This window comes from Campylobacter sp. FOBRC14 (genome assembly GCF_000287855.1).
Lineage (GTDB): Bacteria > Campylobacterota > Campylobacteria > Campylobacterales > Campylobacteraceae > Campylobacter_A > Campylobacter_A curvus.
Window position 1 is genome coordinate 167,392 of the sequence record NZ_ALJJ01000007.1, and the last position, 16,922, is coordinate 184,313.

Consider the following 16,922-nt stretch of genomic DNA (forward strand, 5'->3'; position numbering starts at 1 on the left):
CTAGCTCGAGCGAGGCTAAATAAAATTTGCCATAATTAAGCCTTCTTTGCGATCATATAAGGAATTTTAACCCCTCGCGATCTGCGCTATCTCATCTTTCGTTAGGCGAAATTTCAGCCAGCCGCTTTGCCTTTTTGCGCCCAAATTTTCGTAAAATTTGATGCTTGGCTCGTTCCAGTCGAGGCACTCCCATTCGAGCCGTCCAAAGCCCTCGTCCTCGCAAATTTCGACTAGTCGCTTTATCATCGCTAGCCCTGCGCCGCGTCCGCGAAACTCCTGCTTGACGTAAAGGTCCTCCAAGTGTATCCCCGCCCTGCCAAGCCACGTGGAAAAGGAGTGAAAATATATCGCGTATCCCACGATCTGCCCGTCTGCCTCGGCTAAAAGGGCGTTTGCGTAGCGGTTTTCAAAGATATGGCGTTTAAAAATTTCCTCGTTGATCTTGACCTCATCTGGCATCTTTTCATACTCGGCGAGCTCCTTTATTAGGGCGATTATAGCGTGTGTCGGCGATATTAGCTGGGCGAATTTGCATTTTTGTCCTTTAAATTTGAGTGGGATTTATAAAATTTATGCGGATCATTCAAACATCGAGAGCCGGATTTGGCTCTCTAAATTTAACTTGCAATGGCTAAATTTAGCCTTTTTTAGGGGTTACAAGCATATTGACATAGCGGCCTTCGACGAGCGGCTCTTTGTCGCGGTCGGCGACGTCTTTTACGAGCTCCCAGACCTTTTCAAGCATCGCTACGCCGGCTTCTGGCGTGCTCATCTCGCGGCCTTTTAGAAAGACGCGAAATTTCACATGCTTGCCGTCTTGTAGAAACTCGACCGCGTGCTTGACCTTGTATTTGATGTCGTTTTGAGCGATCTTGATGGAGAGCTTGATCTCTTTTACCTCGATCACTTTTTGCTTTTTCTTCGCTTCTTTTTGCTTTTTTTCCTGCTGATAGCGGAACTTGCCGTAGTCCATGATCTTGCACACGGGCGGCTTGGCATCGGGTGCGACGAGCACCAGATCGAGTCCTTGTTTTTCAGCTATCTTTAAAGCCTCGTCTCGCGAGATGACGCCATACACCGTGCCGTCATCGCCCACACATCTTACTTCGCGCGCCCTAATGTCCTCATTGAGCAATACTTCATTTTCTTTACTCAAAAATGTACCTCACTAAGTTTCTCCTTCGTTAAATTTAAAAATTCCGCCAAGCTCATGTCGCTTTGCGTTCTAGCCTGTCTGTCGCGCAGTGCGACGCTACGGTTTGCCACCTCGTTGTCGCCCAGCACGATGATCATCGGCACTCGTTGTTTTTCAGCCGTTCGTATTCGTTTGTTCAAGCTCTCGTTTTTGCTCGCCACTTCGCTATCGACGTTAAATTTGCGTAGCTCGCGCGCGATCTCTTTTGCGTAGTCCAGGTGCGCGTCACTTATCGGCACGATGACGACTTGCGTCGGAGCGATGAAAAACGGCAGCTCGCCAGCCGTGTGCTCGATCAAAATGCCGATAAATCGCTCGAAGCTGCCAAGTAGCGCACGGTGGAGCATTACAGGGCGCTGGCGCTCGTTATTTGCGTCGATGTAGCCTAGGTCAAAGCGCTCCGGTAGGTTGAAATCCACTTGTATCGTGCCGCACTGCCATTTGCGCTTTAAAGCGTCGGTGATCTTGATGTCGATCTTTGGCCCGTAAAACGCCCCGCCGCCCTCGTCAATGCCGTATTTAAAGCCGTTTTCGTCGAGCGCTTCTTTTAGCGCATTTGTCGCGATGTCCCAAATTTCATCGCTACCGATGGCTTTGGCGGGTTTAGTCGAAATTTCCATCTCGTACTCGAAGCCAAAATTTTGCATTATCTTGCCCGCGAAGCTTAAAATTTCAAGTATATTTTGCTTGATCTGGCTTGGCATACAAAAGATGTGTGAGTCATCCTGCGCGAACTCACGCACCCTAAATAGCCCGTGCAGCACGCCGCTTTTTTCGTGACGATGCACGACGCCGTATTCGAAAAATTTAAGCGGCAAGTCGCGATACGAGCGGATCTCGGTCTGATAGACTTTGATGTGTCCCACGCAGTTCATCGGCTTGATGCCGTATTCCGCGTCGTCGATCGTCGTAAAATACATATTTTCCTTGTAGTTTGCGTAGTGTCCGCTCCTTTTCCAAACGTCGGCTTTTAGCAGCTCCGGTCCGCGTACCGGCTCGTAGCCGCGGTCGCGGTGAGCTTTATATAAAATTTGCTCTAATTTTGAGCGCAAGCGTCCGCCGTTTGGTAGCCAGATCGGCAAGCCCCCGCCGACCTCCTCGTCAAAGCCAAATAGCTTCATCTCTACGCCAAGCTTGCGGTGATCGCGCTTTTTGGCCTCTTCGATGATGCGGATATGCTCGGCTAGCGAGGCTTTGTCCGCATACGCCGTGCCGTAAATTCTATTTAGCATCTCGCGCGTCTCGTCGCCACCCAGATACGCGCCCGCTACGCGTGTGAGTTTGAAAAATCTTAAAAATTTGGTATTTGGCACGTGCGGTCCGCGGCAAAGATCCTCAAAATCGCCCTGCGCGTAGCTGCTGACCTCGCCCTCGGGGATGCGTTTTAGCACCTCTTGTTTTAGGTCGTCGTTTTTAAATTTCTCGCTCATCGCGGCTTTTGTGGAGCAAATTTTAGTTATCTCAAGTTTAGCCTCGGCTAGCTCTTTCATCTTTTTTTCAATGGCTTCAAGGTCGCTCTCGCCAAGCTTCGTGCCAGCTTCATCCACTCTAAAATCATAATAAAATCCGTCCTCGACGTTTGGTCCGACGAAAAATTTGGCATTTGGATAAAGCGACTTGATAGCCTGTGCCATCAGGTGCGCACAGGAGTGGCGGATGACGTGTAGGGCGTCGGGGGAGTTGTCAAAATACACAGGCTGCGCGACCGCCTCTCGCCCGTTGATGCTTTGGGTGTCGATCAGCTCACCGTTTAGTTTGTATGCGATTATCTCGCTCATCGTGTTTTCCTTATATCAGATTGTCTTTTTTACGCTAAAAGAACGATGGTTGATTTTATCTAAATGGGCTTTAAGCCAAACTTAATATTTAAAATTTAGGTTTCACGAAGCTAACGGCGCAATAAATATATAAAGTTTGAATATTGTTAAAATTTATGGATTTTCTTTATATATTTTATTATATTTTAAGAAATAGGGTGTTAATATTACCGTTGAAAATGGATTTAAGCAATTACTCGTCTTTGCATTACTTGTAATTCATTTTTCTCCCGACAATCTTGTGCGAGGAAGTGGTTAGCCTCGCACTTTTAAATTTCAAGTCCAAAATATCTCTTTACTAAAAATCCGATCAAAAATGAGATAATCGCTACACCAAAGGTTATAGCGCACATTTGCACGACGCGAGGGGTAAATTTAAGCTCTTTTGCGACACTGATATAAAAGTTGTAGGCCACGATCGCGACGAAAGCTCCCACGAACATCAGCAAGATGGCTAAATTCATAGAATTTACGACAAAAAACGGCAGTATCAAAATAAGTGTAGTTATGATATAAGAAACACCCGTATAAAGCGAATAAACAAGCGGTGAAATGTCAGCAGAAGGATTTTCTTTAGACTCTAAATACGCCGAGCCGGCCATCGACAACGAAGCGGCTACACCCATTATGAAGCCAGTCGTTCCGACGACCAAGGTATTTGAAAAAGCCAGCGCGATGCCGCTAAGAGTGCCTGTTAGCTCAACTAAGGCATCATTCATACCAAGCACGATAGCTCCAGCGTTTATCAGCTTTTTGTCCTTTAGCATCGATATCAGCTGCGACTCGTGGTTCATCTCCTCTTCATAAATTTGCGAGGCTTCCGGGTACTCGTTCATTATCCCAGAGTAAAAGCTCTCCGCGCCCTCCTCCCTCGACTCCATGAATTTAAGAGCGAAAGACGTACCGAAAATTTTGACCATTATCACATAAAAGATCACGTTAAAGATGTTCGCCGTCCTGGTTTCGCCGGTGATCTTTTGACAAAAATTGTAATGACGCTTCTCCTCACCGGCTATCTTTTGTAAAATTTTGCGGTTTGCATCGTCTTTTTCGCTATTTGCCAAAAGGGTGTAGATCGTGTAGTCATTTATCTCGTTTTGAAGCTGCTTGAGAGCTAAATTTTTATCTAACATCGAAATTTCCTAGGATTGATTTGGGATCAAAATTCTATCCAAACGGGCATTAGGCTAAACTTACGAAATTTCGATCGACTTTAAAAAATACGAAAATTTCCGATATAGTTTAAAATTCATTAACAAAGGACATGTTTATGAAAATCCAAAATTACAGCATCGACATGCTCGCGCAAAATTTCAGCTACCAAGAGAGCAAAAACTCATTCACGAATCAAAGCGCGAAGCTGATCGGTTCGCAAACATCGCAAGGCTCTTTTAACGCTAGGAGCAAAAATATCAACGTGATAGATAAAAGCAACCAAACGAACATGAGCGCCACAGAGCAGATGATGATAGCGCAAATGGCGCAAAAATCGATACTGATGTTTAAAAGGATGCGAGACACGCAAGATGTGGATACAAGCGGCATAGGCACGTTCAAGCGCACGTATTCGCAGGCTGAGCAGCTAAAATTTCAAACCACTGCCATCATAAAAACGAGCGATAAAGAGATCGGCGTGATGCTTGAATTTAACCTCTCACACAGCTTTCAAAGCGTATCTAGGATAAGCGCCTTTGAGATGATGGACCCGCTCGTCATCTCACTTGACGGCAACGCTCCTAGCATAAGCGACGAGAAATTTAGCTTTGACATAGACAGTGACGGCAAGGCGGATCAGATCTCAAAGCTAGGTGCAAATAGCGCGTTTTTGGCGCTTGATCGAAATGGAAACGGCGAGATCGACGATGGAAGCGAGCTTTTTGGCACTAAAAGCGGTAACGGATTTGCGGATCTGGCTCTTTTTGACGATGATAAAAACGGCTGGATAGATGAAAACGACGAAATTTTTAGTAAGCTTAGGATCTGGCGAAACGATGGCGATGAAAAGAAGCTCATCGCACTTGGCGAGGTTGGCATAGGGGCGATATTTTTGGGTAACGTGGAGTCAAAATTTAGCTTTAGATCAGAAAAAGATAACGAGGAGCTGGCAAGGCTCAAAAACGGCGGATTTTTCTTGTATGAAAACGGCACTGCGGGCATGATCTCACAGATCGATCTGGCGAAACATGATAAAAAAGCACAAAACAACGCTACCGGACAAATAGCCGAGGCAAGCAAAGCCTTTGAAAACGATCCTATAAATTTAACCTTCACCAAAAACGATCAAGACAAGGTGGTAACGACACAGCAGCAAGAAAAACTGGATATGAGCAAATTTATCGTGAAGAAAAAGAGCTCCAGCGCGGTAGTGCTCACGAAAAACAGAGAAAGCCTCCTAAGCGAGCTGCAAGAACGCTTGGCCGCGCTTACTCAAAAGCTGATGGCGGCAAAAACACAAGAGCAGACGCAAAATATACAGATACAAATACGAAGCGTGAATTCTCAAATCATGGCGGTCATGGCATCGGCAGTCGCGGGATAAATTTAAAAGAGTGGTGGCCCCGAATGGACTCGAACCATCGACCACTACCATGTCAAGGTAGTGCTCTACCAACTGAGCTACGGGACCGAAGCGATTTGGGATTATAATCAATTTTTCTTTTTGGCTAGCTTAAATTTTAAAATTTCATAAATTTTGTTCGTATATTGTATGATTTCTTATCTTATCTTGATTATTTACATATAAATTTTATCCTTTAAACAAATATTAATTTTTATTAGAGTTGTAAAACGGATTATCATAAATATGCCCAAAATAGCACAAAATTAAAATTTCAAAATATCTCATATCTTTCTCATAAATATTTTGTATAATTCAACTAGAACAACTTTTTAAAAGGAGACAATATGGCAAATCAAATGTCAAGACGTGACATGCTCAAAATGGGCATGGTAGGTGCCGGCGCACTTGCTCTTAGCGGTGTGAATGCTTCAGCTTCCGTCTTAAACGAGAAAGACGTAAAATTTGACGAAGAATGGGACGTGATCATCATCGGTTCGGGTTTTGCGGGTCTTGCCGCAGGTCTAACGGCTGCCAAAAAGGGCAATAAAGTTTTGATCCTTGAAAAAATGGGACGTATCGGCGGTAACTCCGTCATCAACGGCGGCGGTATGAGTGTACCGATGAATCCCGTGCAAGCAAAAACAGGGATAAAAGATAGCAAAGAGCTATTTATGGCTGACTGCTTGAAAGCCGGCCTTGGCATAAATCACCCTGAGCTTTTGGAGACTCTAGCCGATCGCGGCATGGATGCGTTTAATTTCTTGGTAGAAAACGGCGTTCAGTTCAAGATGGATCACTGCGCGCACTTTGGCGGACATACCGTCGCTCGCTCTATGCTGACTACAAATGACTCGGGATCAGGCTATATCCAGCCTATGCTCGAGAGATTTGAAAAGGCCGATGGCTGCAAACTCGCACGCAGAACGAAATTCGACGACTTTGTTTTAGATGATAAAGGTCGCGTAGTAGGCGTAGTAGTGCGCGAGGAGTATAAATTTGACGACAAGCTTTACAGCGACGATCTTGAAAATACATCAGGAACCAAAAAAACCCTCAAAGCCAAAAAGGGCGTCGTGCTTGCAGCGGGCGGATTTTGCCGAGATAAAATTTACAGAAAGCTTCAAGATCCTAGGATCCCTGACAGCGTAGACAGCACGAACCACGCAGGTGCGACTGCAGGTGCGCTTTTAAAGGCTTTCGAGCTAGGAGCTTATCCTGTTCAAGTTGATTGGATCCAGTTTGGTCCGTGGGCGAGCCCCGATGAAAAAGGCTTTGGTACAGCTCCGATCCTCACTCAACAAGGCACATTCAAATACGGTATCGCAGTCGATGTTCGCACCGGCAAGCGCTTTATGAACGAGCTGGCCGACCGCAAAACCCGCGCCGATGCGGAATTTAAAATTTTAAGAGAAAAACCGGACGCTTTCCCTATCACATTTGCCGATGATAAATGCTTTAGAGACCTTAGCCCGGAGGTAGTTCAAAAAGGCATGGCTAGCGGCAAGCTAGTGGGTGTTTGCAAAAGCATCGACGAGATCGCCAGCAAATACGGCGTCCCTGCTGACGCACTAAAAGAGAGTGTAAAAAAATATAACGAGGGCGTAAAGGCCAAAAAAGACGAATTTGGCAAACAAGAGAGCGCGTTGTTCGAGATAAACGAGGCAGGACCGTTTTATGTCATCCGCCTATCTCCAAAACCGCACCACACTATGGGCGGTCTAAAGATCAATACAAAAGCGCAAGTGCTATCATCTAAGACAAACAAACCGATAGACGGCCTTTACGCTGCGGGCGAGATCACAGGCGGAACGCACGGTGCCAGCCGCCTAGGAACAGTTGCTATCACAGACTGCATCGTCTTTGGTATGATAGCAGGCGAGAATATCTAAATTTAGCCGGCTAGTTTATTTCTATGGCGGTCGTAAATCTCTTACTTAGCACGGAACAGATCGATTTTCGCGGTTGGGCATAATGCCCGCCCTGAAAATCGGCTGGTTACAGCTTCGCTCGAGATTTACTGTCCGCCTATTGAGAGCAACATTAGCCGATATAAAATTTTAAGGCAACCCATGAAAAATCTAAATTTCATAGCTGTCTTGTTATGTTTTTGCTCTTTTTATCTGTCTGCGGCGGATATGCCAAAGAGCGATCTAAACGTAACCAAGATAGTGGTATCAGATGAGCTTAGAGCCAAGCATAAGCTAAAGCCTCATCATGAGCATCTGGCGTTTGATTGTCTTGACTGTCACGTAGGTCAAGGAGATGATCCGAGCAAATTCAAAGCTATAGGCGATGAAGGCTGTCTATCCTGTCATAAGAGTAAAAAGCTCTTGGCCGAGAGGCTAAAATTTATGGATACGCTAAAAGCCAATCCTCACAACTCCGTTCATGACGGCCCTACGCTATACTGCGACGAGTGCCACTTCGAGCATAAAGAGTCTACTAATATGTGCTCAGAGTGCCACGAACATGAAATTCCGCAATGGATGGGGGTAACACCATGAAAATTTCAAAGAAACTCTTAGCGCTTATCATACTTATAAGCGGTATCATAGGATTTTTAGTAGTGCTTCCCGTTCATTATGCACTTGAAGAGACCAGCACGGATAAATTCTGTGTGGTATGTCACGAGATGGATCCTATGGTCATAGCCTACAACGACGATGCCCATAGCGGCAAAGGACCTACCGGTGTGAAAGCAAAATGCGTGGATTGTCACATACCTCATGACAATATCGCAAAATATGTCCTCATCAAAGCCAAAAACGGAGTTATGGAGGGCTGGGTGCATTTCTTCGGAGATCCAAACGCTATCGACTGGCATAAAAATTTAAAAAATAGAGAACACTTCGTATTTGACAACGGCTGCACCAGCTGCCACGCAAACGTCATAACAAGTGACAAGACCTCGGCTCAAGCTCAAAAGATGCACGCTCATTACGAGAAGCTAAAAGGCACGGATAAAGAGCTAAAATGTGTCAGCTGTCACTTTAGCGCGGGACACAGTGTAGGATTTAGAAACTATCTTGAGTACTGGAAGCCTACATACAGTATCTACGACAAGAAGATGATGGAGAAAAAGATACAAATCAAGAAAGCATTCTTTAAAGATAAATACACTCCTACCAAAGAGGAGGAGGAATTTATGAAAGGGGATGGGAATAAAACCGCAAGCGGACATTAAGGCGAATTTATGAAAAAGATCATGTTGCTTTCAAATGACTTTGACCTGAATGTAAATTTAGGCGCAGTGCTTTATCGCTTCAACTTCAGGATAAACTGCTTTCAAAGCGAGCAAGGAGTCATGGACGACTTTGACAACGGCAACAGATACGACCTTTACGTCTTAGACATGAAGGCCAAAGACATAAATTTAAAACTTGTAAAATTTTTGCGTGAGAATAAAAACCTCACGCCTATTTTGCTTGTCTTAGACGAGGCCATACCGACGCTTTTTAAAAAGATATATTACGCTAAAGTCGATGATTTCATCATCAGGCCATTTTCGCCCGATGAGTTCATCTTTCACGTATTCAAGCTTTGTAAAGTGCTTTTAGGCTCGAAATTCGAGTTTAAAAATGGCCTCGTATTTGACAAAGACGCGCTTTGCGTCACAAAAGGCAAAGAAAAGATCTATCTTGGCAAAAAAGAGAGCTTGTTTTTAGAGATCCTAGCCAAGAATTCCCCTCACGTAGTCACCTACGAGGAGCTCGACCATCACCTCTACAAGGGCGAGAGCCTGTCTCAAGACAGACTAAGATCGCTCATACGCGAGATAAGACAAAAGATCCCCGCACTTGAGATAACCACCATACGCGGCATAGGCTACAAAATAGAGTAAATTTTAACCATACGTAGCGATCTTGTTTAACATTTTCTTCATACCTTTTACCTAAAATACGCAAAATTCTAGTAAAGGAAAACGCGATGAACGAGCGATGCAGCGTGATAATCATCACCTTAAACGAAGAGCGAAATATAAAAAATTTACTAAGCGATCTTTGCTTGCAAACGCACAAAAATTTCGAAGTGATCGTAGTAGACAGCGACAGCACGGACGGCATGATCGCTGTGGCAAGCGATTTTCAGGCAAGCTGGATTTGTCTGTCATAGCGATGAGCGAGCGAGGAACGAGCCTGGGACGCAACACGGGCGCGAAAAACGCAAAATACGAAAGGCTGGTATTTTTAGACGCCGACGATAGGATAAAGCCCGATTTTTTAGAAAAATCGCTTGCAGCCTTGCAAAAAAGCGGGCTTTGGGTCGCAGGCGGTCAAATTTGGGGCGGCGAAAATTTAATGACGAGGCTTGGCATCGGGATTTTCAACCTCGGCATGCTAATAACGCAGTATTTTTTCCCGACCTGCACGGACGCTTGCATCTTCAGCACGAAAACGGCGCACGAACATATCGGTGGATTCGATACGCGAATAAAGCTATGCGAGGACTGCGATTACGTAAATCGCGCGAGCAAAACGTTTCGCTTCAGGATGCTAGCGGTAAAATTCAGATTCAACGCGCGCCGCTTGGAGCAAGACGGGCTTTTTAAGATGGGCGCGCTGTATCTAAGAGCCAACGTCAGACGATTAATATTTGACGAACTGCTTAATGACGAGATAAAATATCCCTTCGCGCACTACCGAGAGAAACAATGATGCCGCCGTGGCTATCATGCGTGCTAAATTCGCACTACTTTTCGCTTATCATTTTTCTAGGAGCCTTTGGCGATGCGTTTTTATTTAGCGCGCCTTTTGTTTTTGGCGAGATATTTTTTGTCGCCGCGGGATACGCACTCGCGCATCTTAGCGGATACAAGATCGTTTTGCTAATCTGGATGGGCGCGGTTTTGGGCGATATTTGCAGCTTTTTTATCGGTAGGCGTTGCGCAGAGCGCATTTTAAGAAGGCTCACGCACAAGCGCCCTAGGCTTCGACTAAACAGCACAAGGGCGGCAAAACTCATCAAAAACAAAGGCGCGATGACGCTCATCATCGCTAGAATTTCAGGACCGTTATCAAAAATAATGCCTTTCATGGCGGCGAGCCTGGGCATGAATTTCATCCCGTTTTTGCTAGCCGATTTTTTGGGCGTCGTTTTGGGCTCGGCGCAATTCATCTTAGCGGGCTGGGCGCTAGCTAAAGGCTTGCACGGCAGATTTTAGCGGCGCAAATAAAAATAAAGCAAGGCTCTGTTCGGATAAAGCATTGATTTCTAACTTTCAAGAGCGAAGCCAAACCTTGTGAAGCGACGCTATCGCCGCCGATTTACAGGGAAGCGGTAGCTGACCGCGTAAATCGTGCTATATGTTCGGCGCTTTGCGGAGCGAGCAGGGTTTGTGAAGCTAGTATCAATATTTGATTATAAGATGGCCTAAAGTAAATTTATTTACCCGTTTTAGCTACACTCACGTAAATTTTAAAAAGGATAATGATGAAAAAAGTATTTTTAGCCGGTGCAAGCGGCGTTTTAGGCGTGCGAATATGCAAAATTTTACTTCAAAACGGATACGATGTTTATGGCACGACAAGAAGCGAAGCTAAGGCGCAAAATTTAGCAAAGATCGGCGTTAAACCCGCCATAGTCGATGTTTTTGACTATGAGAATTTGCAAGCGCAGATGAAGAATATCGCACCTGAAATTTTGATGCACCAGCTCACCGACCTGCCTGACGGGCTTGATTACGCGGGCAAGATGGACGAGGTGCTGGCAAGAAATGCGAGGATCAGGGTTGAAGGCACGGCAAATCTCATAAAAGTCGCCAAAATTTCGGGTGTAAAAAAGATGATCGCTCAAAGCATCGCCTTTATCTACGAGCCAAGCGACGGGATCTTCACCGAGAGCTCGCCGCTGCTAAATTTCGCAGACGCCACATACGGCGAGACTTTGCGCGGCGTGCATAGCCTGGAAACGCAGGTTTTGGACGCGCCGTTTGTGGGCGTGGTGCTACGAAACGGGCTGCTTTACGGGGGCGATACCGGTTTTAGCGCACCTTTTGAGGGCATGGCTAGCGTGCATGTGGATGCCGCCGCAAATGCCGCATTTTTGGCGTTAAAATGCCAAAGCAATGAAATTTTCAATATCGTGGATACAAACGCCAAAACCTCGAACGAAAAAGCCAAAAAGCTACTTGGCTGGGATGAAAATTTTAGGCTTTGATTTTGCTATAATCACGTTAAATTTAGGCTAAAGGCTAATTTTGCTGATCCAAAAGATAAAAAATAACGAAGCGGGCATACTGCTATACGGACTCACGCCGCCAAAGGAAAATTTAACCGGCGAAGAAACGGCGGCTATCGCGGCTAAACAAATCGCGCGCCTAGAGGGTCAAAATATCGATGGCATCGTGCTTTACGACCTGCAAGACGAATCCAGTCGCACAAACGAGGAGCGCCCTTTTGAGTTCATCAAAACTACGCCGCCAGAGACCTATTACGAAACCTATCTGAAAAAGCATTTCAAGGCCGTTATCTACAAGGCTGTCGGCAAATATGATGAGCCCGAATTTTGCGAATTTTTACGCCATCAGCAAGAGGACTTCATCTGTGTTTTCGTAGGAGCCAGCTCGAAATCTCAAGAGGTGAAACTAAGGCTTGACGAGGCTTACGCCCTAAAGGCAAAATTTGCCCCAAATATCACGCTAGGAGGCATCTGCATACCAGAGCGGCATGCCAGCAAGCTAGATGAGCACCTAAAGGTCGCCCACAAAAGCGAAAAAGGGTGTGAATTTTTCATCACTCAGGCCGTTTATAATCTCGAAAACGCAAAGAAATTCATTGATGACTATGCGAAGCTGGAGGGCAAAAAATGCCCGATAATTTTCACTTTCACGCCTTGTGGTAGCGCAAAGACGCTTCTTTTTATGAAATGGCTTGGTATAAATATCCCGCCAAATTTCGAAGAGCGGCTGAATGCGTCCGAAAACATCCTGCAAACATCGCTGAATTTATGCCTTGAAATTTTCAATTTCCTTTACAAATATGGCCTCGCAAAAGGCATAAGCGTCGGAGCGAACGTAGAAAGCGTCTCAAACCGCAAGGTCGAGATAGAGGCCTCTATCACGCTTTTAAAGCAGATACAAGAGATCATCGCAAAAACGAATACCGCCTACCACTGGATAGGAGCTGGGGTATAAGATAAAAGTAGTAAATCTAAGCCTCTAAATTTAGAGGCTTAGATCATAAAAATTTATGCAGATTATGAATTACGAACGATCTTGACCGCTTCGACCATATTTTTTAGGCTAGGTCTTACCTCGTCCCATTTACGAGTTTTTAATCCGCAGTCAGGGTTGATCCAAAGCTGCTCTTTTGGAAGTACCTCAAGTAAAGCACGGATCTGCCCTACTATCTCATCGACTTCAGGCACACGCGGGCTGTGGATGTCGTAAACACCAGGGCCTACCTCTTGCTTATAGCCGACGGATTTAAAAATTTTAAGCAGTTCGTTGCCGCTGCGAGCCGTCTCTATGCTGATGACATCAGCGTCCATCGCTTCGATCGTCTTGATGATGTCGTTAAATTCAGAGTAGCACATATGCGTGTGGATCTGCGTTTTTGCACTTGCAGAGCTGACCGAAAGCTTGAAGCAATCAACGGCAAATTTCTCATACGCAGGGATATTTTCAGCGCGTAGCGGATAGCCCTCTTTAAACGCGGCTTCATCTACTTGTATGATCTTGATACCGGCATTTTCAAGATCAGCGATCTCATCATAGATGCAAAGGGCAAGCTGCTTGGCGATCTCGCTTCTAGGCTTGTCGTCGCGCACGAAGCTCCAGTTTAGGATAGTCACAGGCCCTGTCAGCATGCCTTTCATTATCTTTTTAGTCTTGCTTTGAGCGTAGCTGATCCAATCAACCGTCATCGGCTTTGGACGGCTCACGTCGCCAAAAAGAAGCGGCGGCTTCACGCAACGGCTACCGTAGCTTTGCACCCAACCGTTTTGAGAAAAAGCGTATCCTTTGATCTGCTCGCCAAAATACTCGACCATGTCGTTTCTCTCAGGCTCTCCGTGCACGAGCACGTCAAGCCCGACATCCTCTTGAAATTTAACACAATCATCGATGTAAGCTTTGATATCAGCCTCGTAGGCTTCTTTGCTGATGAGTCCTTTTTTAAAGGCGTTTCGCACTTGGCGAAGCTCCGGAGTTTGCGGGAAAGAGCCGATGGTCGTAGTCGGTAAAATGCCGTAGTTTAAAGCCTCTTTTTGAATTTTTATACGTTTTTCATAGACCGTATCGCGCTCGAATTTACTTAAATTTTTAATACGATTTGCGACCGCTTCATCGTGGATGAGCTTTGAAGTAGCGCGCGAGTTTGCACTGGCTTTGTTTGCAGCGTAAATTTCAGCCTGCTTTGCGCTTAGCTCTTTGTTATTTGCGAGAGTGGCGATGATGGCGATCTCGTCAAGCTTTTCAACACCAAAGCTTAGCCAGCTTTTGATCTCAGGGTTTAGCTTTTCCTCGTATTTTAGGGTATATGGCACGTGTAGTAGCGAGCAAGACGGACCGATAGCAAAGTCTTTACCTCCAAGCGCAGATGAGATTTCTTTTACGAGGGCGAGCTTTTTATCTATATCGCTTTTCCAGACATTGCGACCGTCGATGATGCCGGCAAGTAGTACGACATTTGAAGCGGCGATCTTCGCTAAGGCCTCTTTGTTTTTCTCACCGTGGATAAAGTCTAGCCCAAGGCCGTAAATTTTAGTTTTTAGCACCTCATCGACAGCTTTTAAAGCATGCTCGAAATAGGTCATAAAAATGATTTTCACATTTGATGCGACGCTTGTTAGCCTGTCATAGACCTTTGAAATTTCGCTCGTTAGCTTATCACCTTTGTCAGTCACGAATATGGGCTCGTCAAACTGAACTAAAATTTCATCGTCAAGCTTTGAGATCTCTTTTAAAAGCTCCTCGTAGCTCGCTAAAATTTCGTCCAAATGGCAAAACGCGCAGCTGCCGTCAGTCGTTTTTGACAAAGCTAAAAAGGTTATCGGACCGATCAAATTTATCTTTGTCTTCACGCCTTGGGATTTTGCTTCGTTGTATTCGGCGATGATCTTCTCGGCGTTTAGTTTAAATGTACTGGTTTTATTGATCTCTGGTACGATGTAGTGGTAATTTGTGTTAAACCATTTCGTCATCTCCATCGCCACGGCGCTTTTGTTGCCGCGAGCCATAGCAAAATATTGCTCCAAGCCGTTTAAATTTTTAAATCTAAACGGGATCACACCAAGCGCAAAAATAGTATCGAGTATGAGATCGTAAAATGAGAAATCATTGCTTGAGATGATGTCGATACCAGCGTCTTTTTGATACGCCCAGTGCCTAGCCTTAAGCTCGGTCGCGACGGCTAGAAGCTCGCTCTTTTCGACCTTACCCGACCAGTAGTTTTCAAGCACCTTTTTAAGCTCGCGCTGTTCGCCTATCCTTGCAAAACCCGTAATATAACTTTTTATCATTTTTTTCCTTTTAAATTTTATTTTTGAGCCAAACGGCAACTAAATTTTGACTTGAAATTTTAAAATTTTGGCGGATGGCAGCCGCTTTTTCGTAGGCTGAAATAAAATTTATAAAACGCCGTCTCAAAAAGCCTGCTCGCCGCTTGCGATAAATTTATGACAGTGTTTGAAAATTTAAGTTTATTTGAAAATTTATTTTGGTTTATGGCTCTTTTGCCAAGATCAGCGAATTTTAGGCATGGGACAAGGCATCAGCCGTTCCTTTTTGGTTAAATTTAGCGCGTATTATAAAGATTTTTTGCAAATAAATCAAGTAAATTTAAGGCACGCAGCAAGGCGCACCTTAAATTTTGGGCTAATCTTTTTTATTTTTGTTTAAAGATTTTAGCTTCGTATCCGTATCGTCAGTGAGCATCGTGAAAATTTGATTCGTCAAATCTTGCGTCAAAGCCTTCGCCTCTTTCATCGTTTTTAGCGAAAATTCGTTCAAAAGTTTGTTTGCTTTTTTCTTGTCTTTTTTGTAAATTTTGACGTATTCGTCTTCAAATTTTGCCTGTTTTACGGCTAGCTCATCTTCAAATTTTTTATACGCAGCCTTGACGATCGAAGCGTATTTGTTATAATCCATCATAACGAGCGTTTGTAGCTTGCGGTAAGTCCAGTAAATGGACTCGTCATCAGCCTTGTATGAGCCTTTGTCATAGCCATCGATGAAGCCGTCCAGCCCGTAATAATACGGCAAATACACGCTTAAATCAGACATTCCAAGCGCGACGTAAGTCACTCTGCCGATCTCCTGCGGTAGCCACGGTCGCACCTGCATCACGTGCGACTCATACGTCCTAAACACGCTGATGGCTCTGTAAATGCCGCTCTCTTCGTCCTTGCTGACGTATGGATCATACTTCGTGCCGTCGTAGTGGGCTCTAAGCACGGTTTTTAGATCATTTACGCTTAGCTTTTTCTCTGGCTTCATAAATACAGGGAAATTCGGCCCGTCAGCGATGTCTTGCTTGAAGCTTGGATTAAACATCTGCTGCACCCAAAATACGCGCGGATAGTTGTAGGTAACGTCTCTCTCGTCGTTTCTCGTGTAGGCCTTGCCAAAGTGGAATTCGCCGTCTTTGCTCGGGTCATACGCGCCATGCTCTTTGGCGAAATTTATCAAATTTTTCGAGCCCATGAAATTTGGGTCGTTTTCTTTGTAGTTTTGCAGTCTGCCTTGATTGCCCGAGACGAAATACTCATCTTTTGGCAGCTTCACCGCCATCCACTGATGCCCGGTGCCAGTCTCGAAATACCAAATCTCATCCTTATCCACGAACACGACACCAAAGCCCTCACCCGCACCCGTACTCTCCACGATCTGCCCGAGTAGCTTCACGCCCTCTTTTGCACTTTTCATGCGTGGTAAAATCACATCCGGGATGTCATCTTCGGTGATGCCGGTGGCTTCGTTGTAGGGATCGATCTTTAAAAGCTCGTCCTTTGCGTAAATGGTCTCGGTGCCACTTATGCCAACACCTGCTTCATTGTATCCGACCGCGCCGTGAAGCTTGGTGTGAGAATTTGCGATGGTCGTGTAGCGCATCGAGTCCTTTGGCAACGGATATGTGAAGTCGCTCGCGCCGTCGTGGGCTTTTGAGCTATATGTACCGCTTTGGTTTATCTTTTTTGGATGTATCAAAAAAAGCTGCGCCTTTATGGCCTTGCTATCGGCACTCCTGGCGATCAAGAGCGAGCCGTCGTTTGAGGCTTCGTTACCTACCAAAATAGTCGTGCAAGCCAGCGCCGAGCCGCAAAATAGCGTGCCGATAACCGCCGCTGAGGCGAGAAATTTACTCTTCATTCGTTACTCCTTTTGGTTGAAATTTATTTTAAAATTATAGGC

General features: G+C 45.2%; 16 protein-coding genes and 1 tRNA gene. 10 read left to right on the top strand and 7 right to left on the bottom strand.

Translation table 11 applies throughout. The features are described from left to right. Positions 1 to 66: 66 nt before the first annotated feature. The 4 genes from HMPREF1139_RS01620 to HMPREF1139_RS01635 all read right to left on the bottom strand — a co-directional run bounded on the left by HMPREF1139_RS01620 (position 67) and on the right by HMPREF1139_RS01635 (position 4,145). Positions 67 to 459, bottom strand: coding sequence for a GNAT family N-acetyltransferase (locus tag HMPREF1139_RS01620; protein ID WP_009649811.1), 393 nt, complete (start codon positions 457 to 459; stop codon positions 67 to 69). A gap of 178 nt (positions 460 to 637) precedes the next feature. Then, the gene (gene infC, locus HMPREF1139_RS01625) at positions 638 to 1,156 is read right to left on the bottom strand and encodes a translation initiation factor IF-3 (RefSeq protein WP_009649524.1); all 519 of its coding nucleotides are present in this window, start codon (positions 1,154 to 1,156) and stop codon (positions 638 to 640) included. Next, entirely contained in the window at positions 1,153 to 2,973 is a 1,821-nt protein-coding gene (gene thrS, locus HMPREF1139_RS01630; RefSeq protein WP_009649623.1) for a threonine--tRNA ligase, read from the bottom strand. The genes infC and thrS overlap by 4 nt, the downstream gene beginning before the upstream one ends. 308 nt (positions 2,974 to 3,281) lie before the next feature. Further along, complete coding sequence (locus tag HMPREF1139_RS01635; RefSeq protein WP_009649840.1) at positions 3,282 to 4,145, bottom strand: VIT1/CCC1 transporter family protein; 864 nt, start codon at positions 4,143 to 4,145, stop codon at positions 3,282 to 3,284. Positions 4,146 to 4,282: 137 nt separating this feature from the next. On the opposite strand from HMPREF1139_RS01635, the gene HMPREF1139_RS01640 reads away from it, so the two are divergent. Beyond that, a complete protein-coding gene (locus tag HMPREF1139_RS01640; RefSeq protein ID WP_009649583.1) occupies positions 4,283 to 5,551 on the top strand; it encodes a hypothetical protein in 1,269 nt (422 codons plus the stop codon). An 11-nt stretch (positions 5,552 to 5,562) separates the two neighbouring features. Here HMPREF1139_RS01640 and HMPREF1139_RS01645 read toward each other — a convergent pair. Continuing rightward, positions 5,563 to 5,638: transfer RNA gene (locus HMPREF1139_RS01645), tRNA-Val, on the bottom strand. Positions 5,639 to 5,916: 278 nt separating this feature from the next. Here HMPREF1139_RS01645 and HMPREF1139_RS01650 point away from each other — a divergent pair. The 9 genes from HMPREF1139_RS01650 to HMPREF1139_RS01685 all read left to right on the top strand — a co-directional run bounded on the left by HMPREF1139_RS01650 (position 5,917) and on the right by HMPREF1139_RS01685 (position 12,704). Then, on the top strand, positions 5,917 to 7,461 hold the full coding sequence (locus tag HMPREF1139_RS01650; protein WP_009649722.1) for a flavocytochrome c: 1,545 nt from the start codon (positions 5,917 to 5,919) through the stop codon (positions 7,459 to 7,461). 180 nt (positions 7,462 to 7,641) lie between these two features. Continuing rightward, positions 7,642 to 8,076 carry a cytochrome c3 family protein gene (locus tag HMPREF1139_RS01655; protein ID WP_009649647.1) on the top strand — a complete coding sequence of 145 codons (435 nt, stop codon included), beginning with the start codon at positions 7,642 to 7,644 and terminating at the stop codon, positions 8,074 to 8,076. After that, positions 8,073 to 8,756 carry a cytochrome c3 family protein gene (locus HMPREF1139_RS01660; RefSeq protein ID WP_009649535.1) on the top strand — a complete coding sequence of 228 codons (684 nt, stop codon included), beginning with the start codon at positions 8,073 to 8,075 and terminating at the stop codon, positions 8,754 to 8,756. The genes HMPREF1139_RS01655 and HMPREF1139_RS01660 overlap by 4 nt, the downstream gene beginning before the upstream one ends. 9 nt (positions 8,757 to 8,765) lie before the next feature. Further along, on the top strand, positions 8,766 to 9,413 hold the full coding sequence (locus HMPREF1139_RS01665) for a response regulator transcription factor (RefSeq protein ID WP_009649713.1): 648 nt from the start codon (positions 8,766 to 8,768) through the stop codon (positions 9,411 to 9,413). 86 nt (positions 9,414 to 9,499) lie between these two features. Next, entirely contained in the window at positions 9,500 to 9,685 is a 186-nt protein-coding gene (locus tag HMPREF1139_RS12015) for a glycosyltransferase (RefSeq protein WP_009649560.1), read from the top strand. Next, positions 9,673 to 10,227: a glycosyltransferase family 2 protein gene (locus HMPREF1139_RS01670; RefSeq protein ID WP_009649661.1), complete on the top strand. Its 555-nt coding sequence runs from the start codon at positions 9,673 to 9,675 to the stop codon at positions 10,225 to 10,227. The genes HMPREF1139_RS12015 and HMPREF1139_RS01670 overlap by 13 nt, the downstream gene beginning before the upstream one ends. Next, positions 10,227 to 10,733, top strand: a complete 507-nt coding sequence (locus tag HMPREF1139_RS01675; protein WP_232209585.1) for a DedA family protein — start codon at positions 10,227 to 10,229, stop codon at positions 10,731 to 10,733. Before HMPREF1139_RS01670 ends, HMPREF1139_RS01675 begins: the two co-directional genes overlap by 1 nt. A gap of 269 nt (positions 10,734 to 11,002) precedes the next feature. Beyond that, positions 11,003 to 11,728, top strand: coding sequence for an NAD-dependent epimerase/dehydratase family protein (locus HMPREF1139_RS01680; RefSeq protein WP_009649763.1), 726 nt, complete (start codon positions 11,003 to 11,005; stop codon positions 11,726 to 11,728). 40 nt (positions 11,729 to 11,768) lie between these two features. Then, on the top strand, positions 11,769 to 12,704 hold the full coding sequence (locus HMPREF1139_RS01685) for a methylenetetrahydrofolate reductase (RefSeq protein ID WP_009649710.1): 936 nt from the start codon (positions 11,769 to 11,771) through the stop codon (positions 12,702 to 12,704). A gap of 62 nt (positions 12,705 to 12,766) precedes the next feature. Here HMPREF1139_RS01685 and metE read toward each other — a convergent pair whose 3' ends face one another. Continuing rightward, positions 12,767 to 15,031 carry a 5-methyltetrahydropteroyltriglutamate--homocysteine S-methyltransferase gene (gene metE / locus HMPREF1139_RS01690; RefSeq protein WP_009649610.1) on the bottom strand — a complete coding sequence of 755 codons (2,265 nt, stop codon included), beginning with the start codon at positions 15,029 to 15,031 and terminating at the stop codon, positions 12,767 to 12,769. 355 nt (positions 15,032 to 15,386) lie between these two features. Beyond that, entirely contained in the window at positions 15,387 to 16,880 is a 1,494-nt protein-coding gene (locus HMPREF1139_RS01695; RefSeq protein WP_009649863.1) for a C69 family dipeptidase, read from the bottom strand. Positions 16,881 to 16,922 lie beyond the last annotated feature (42 nt).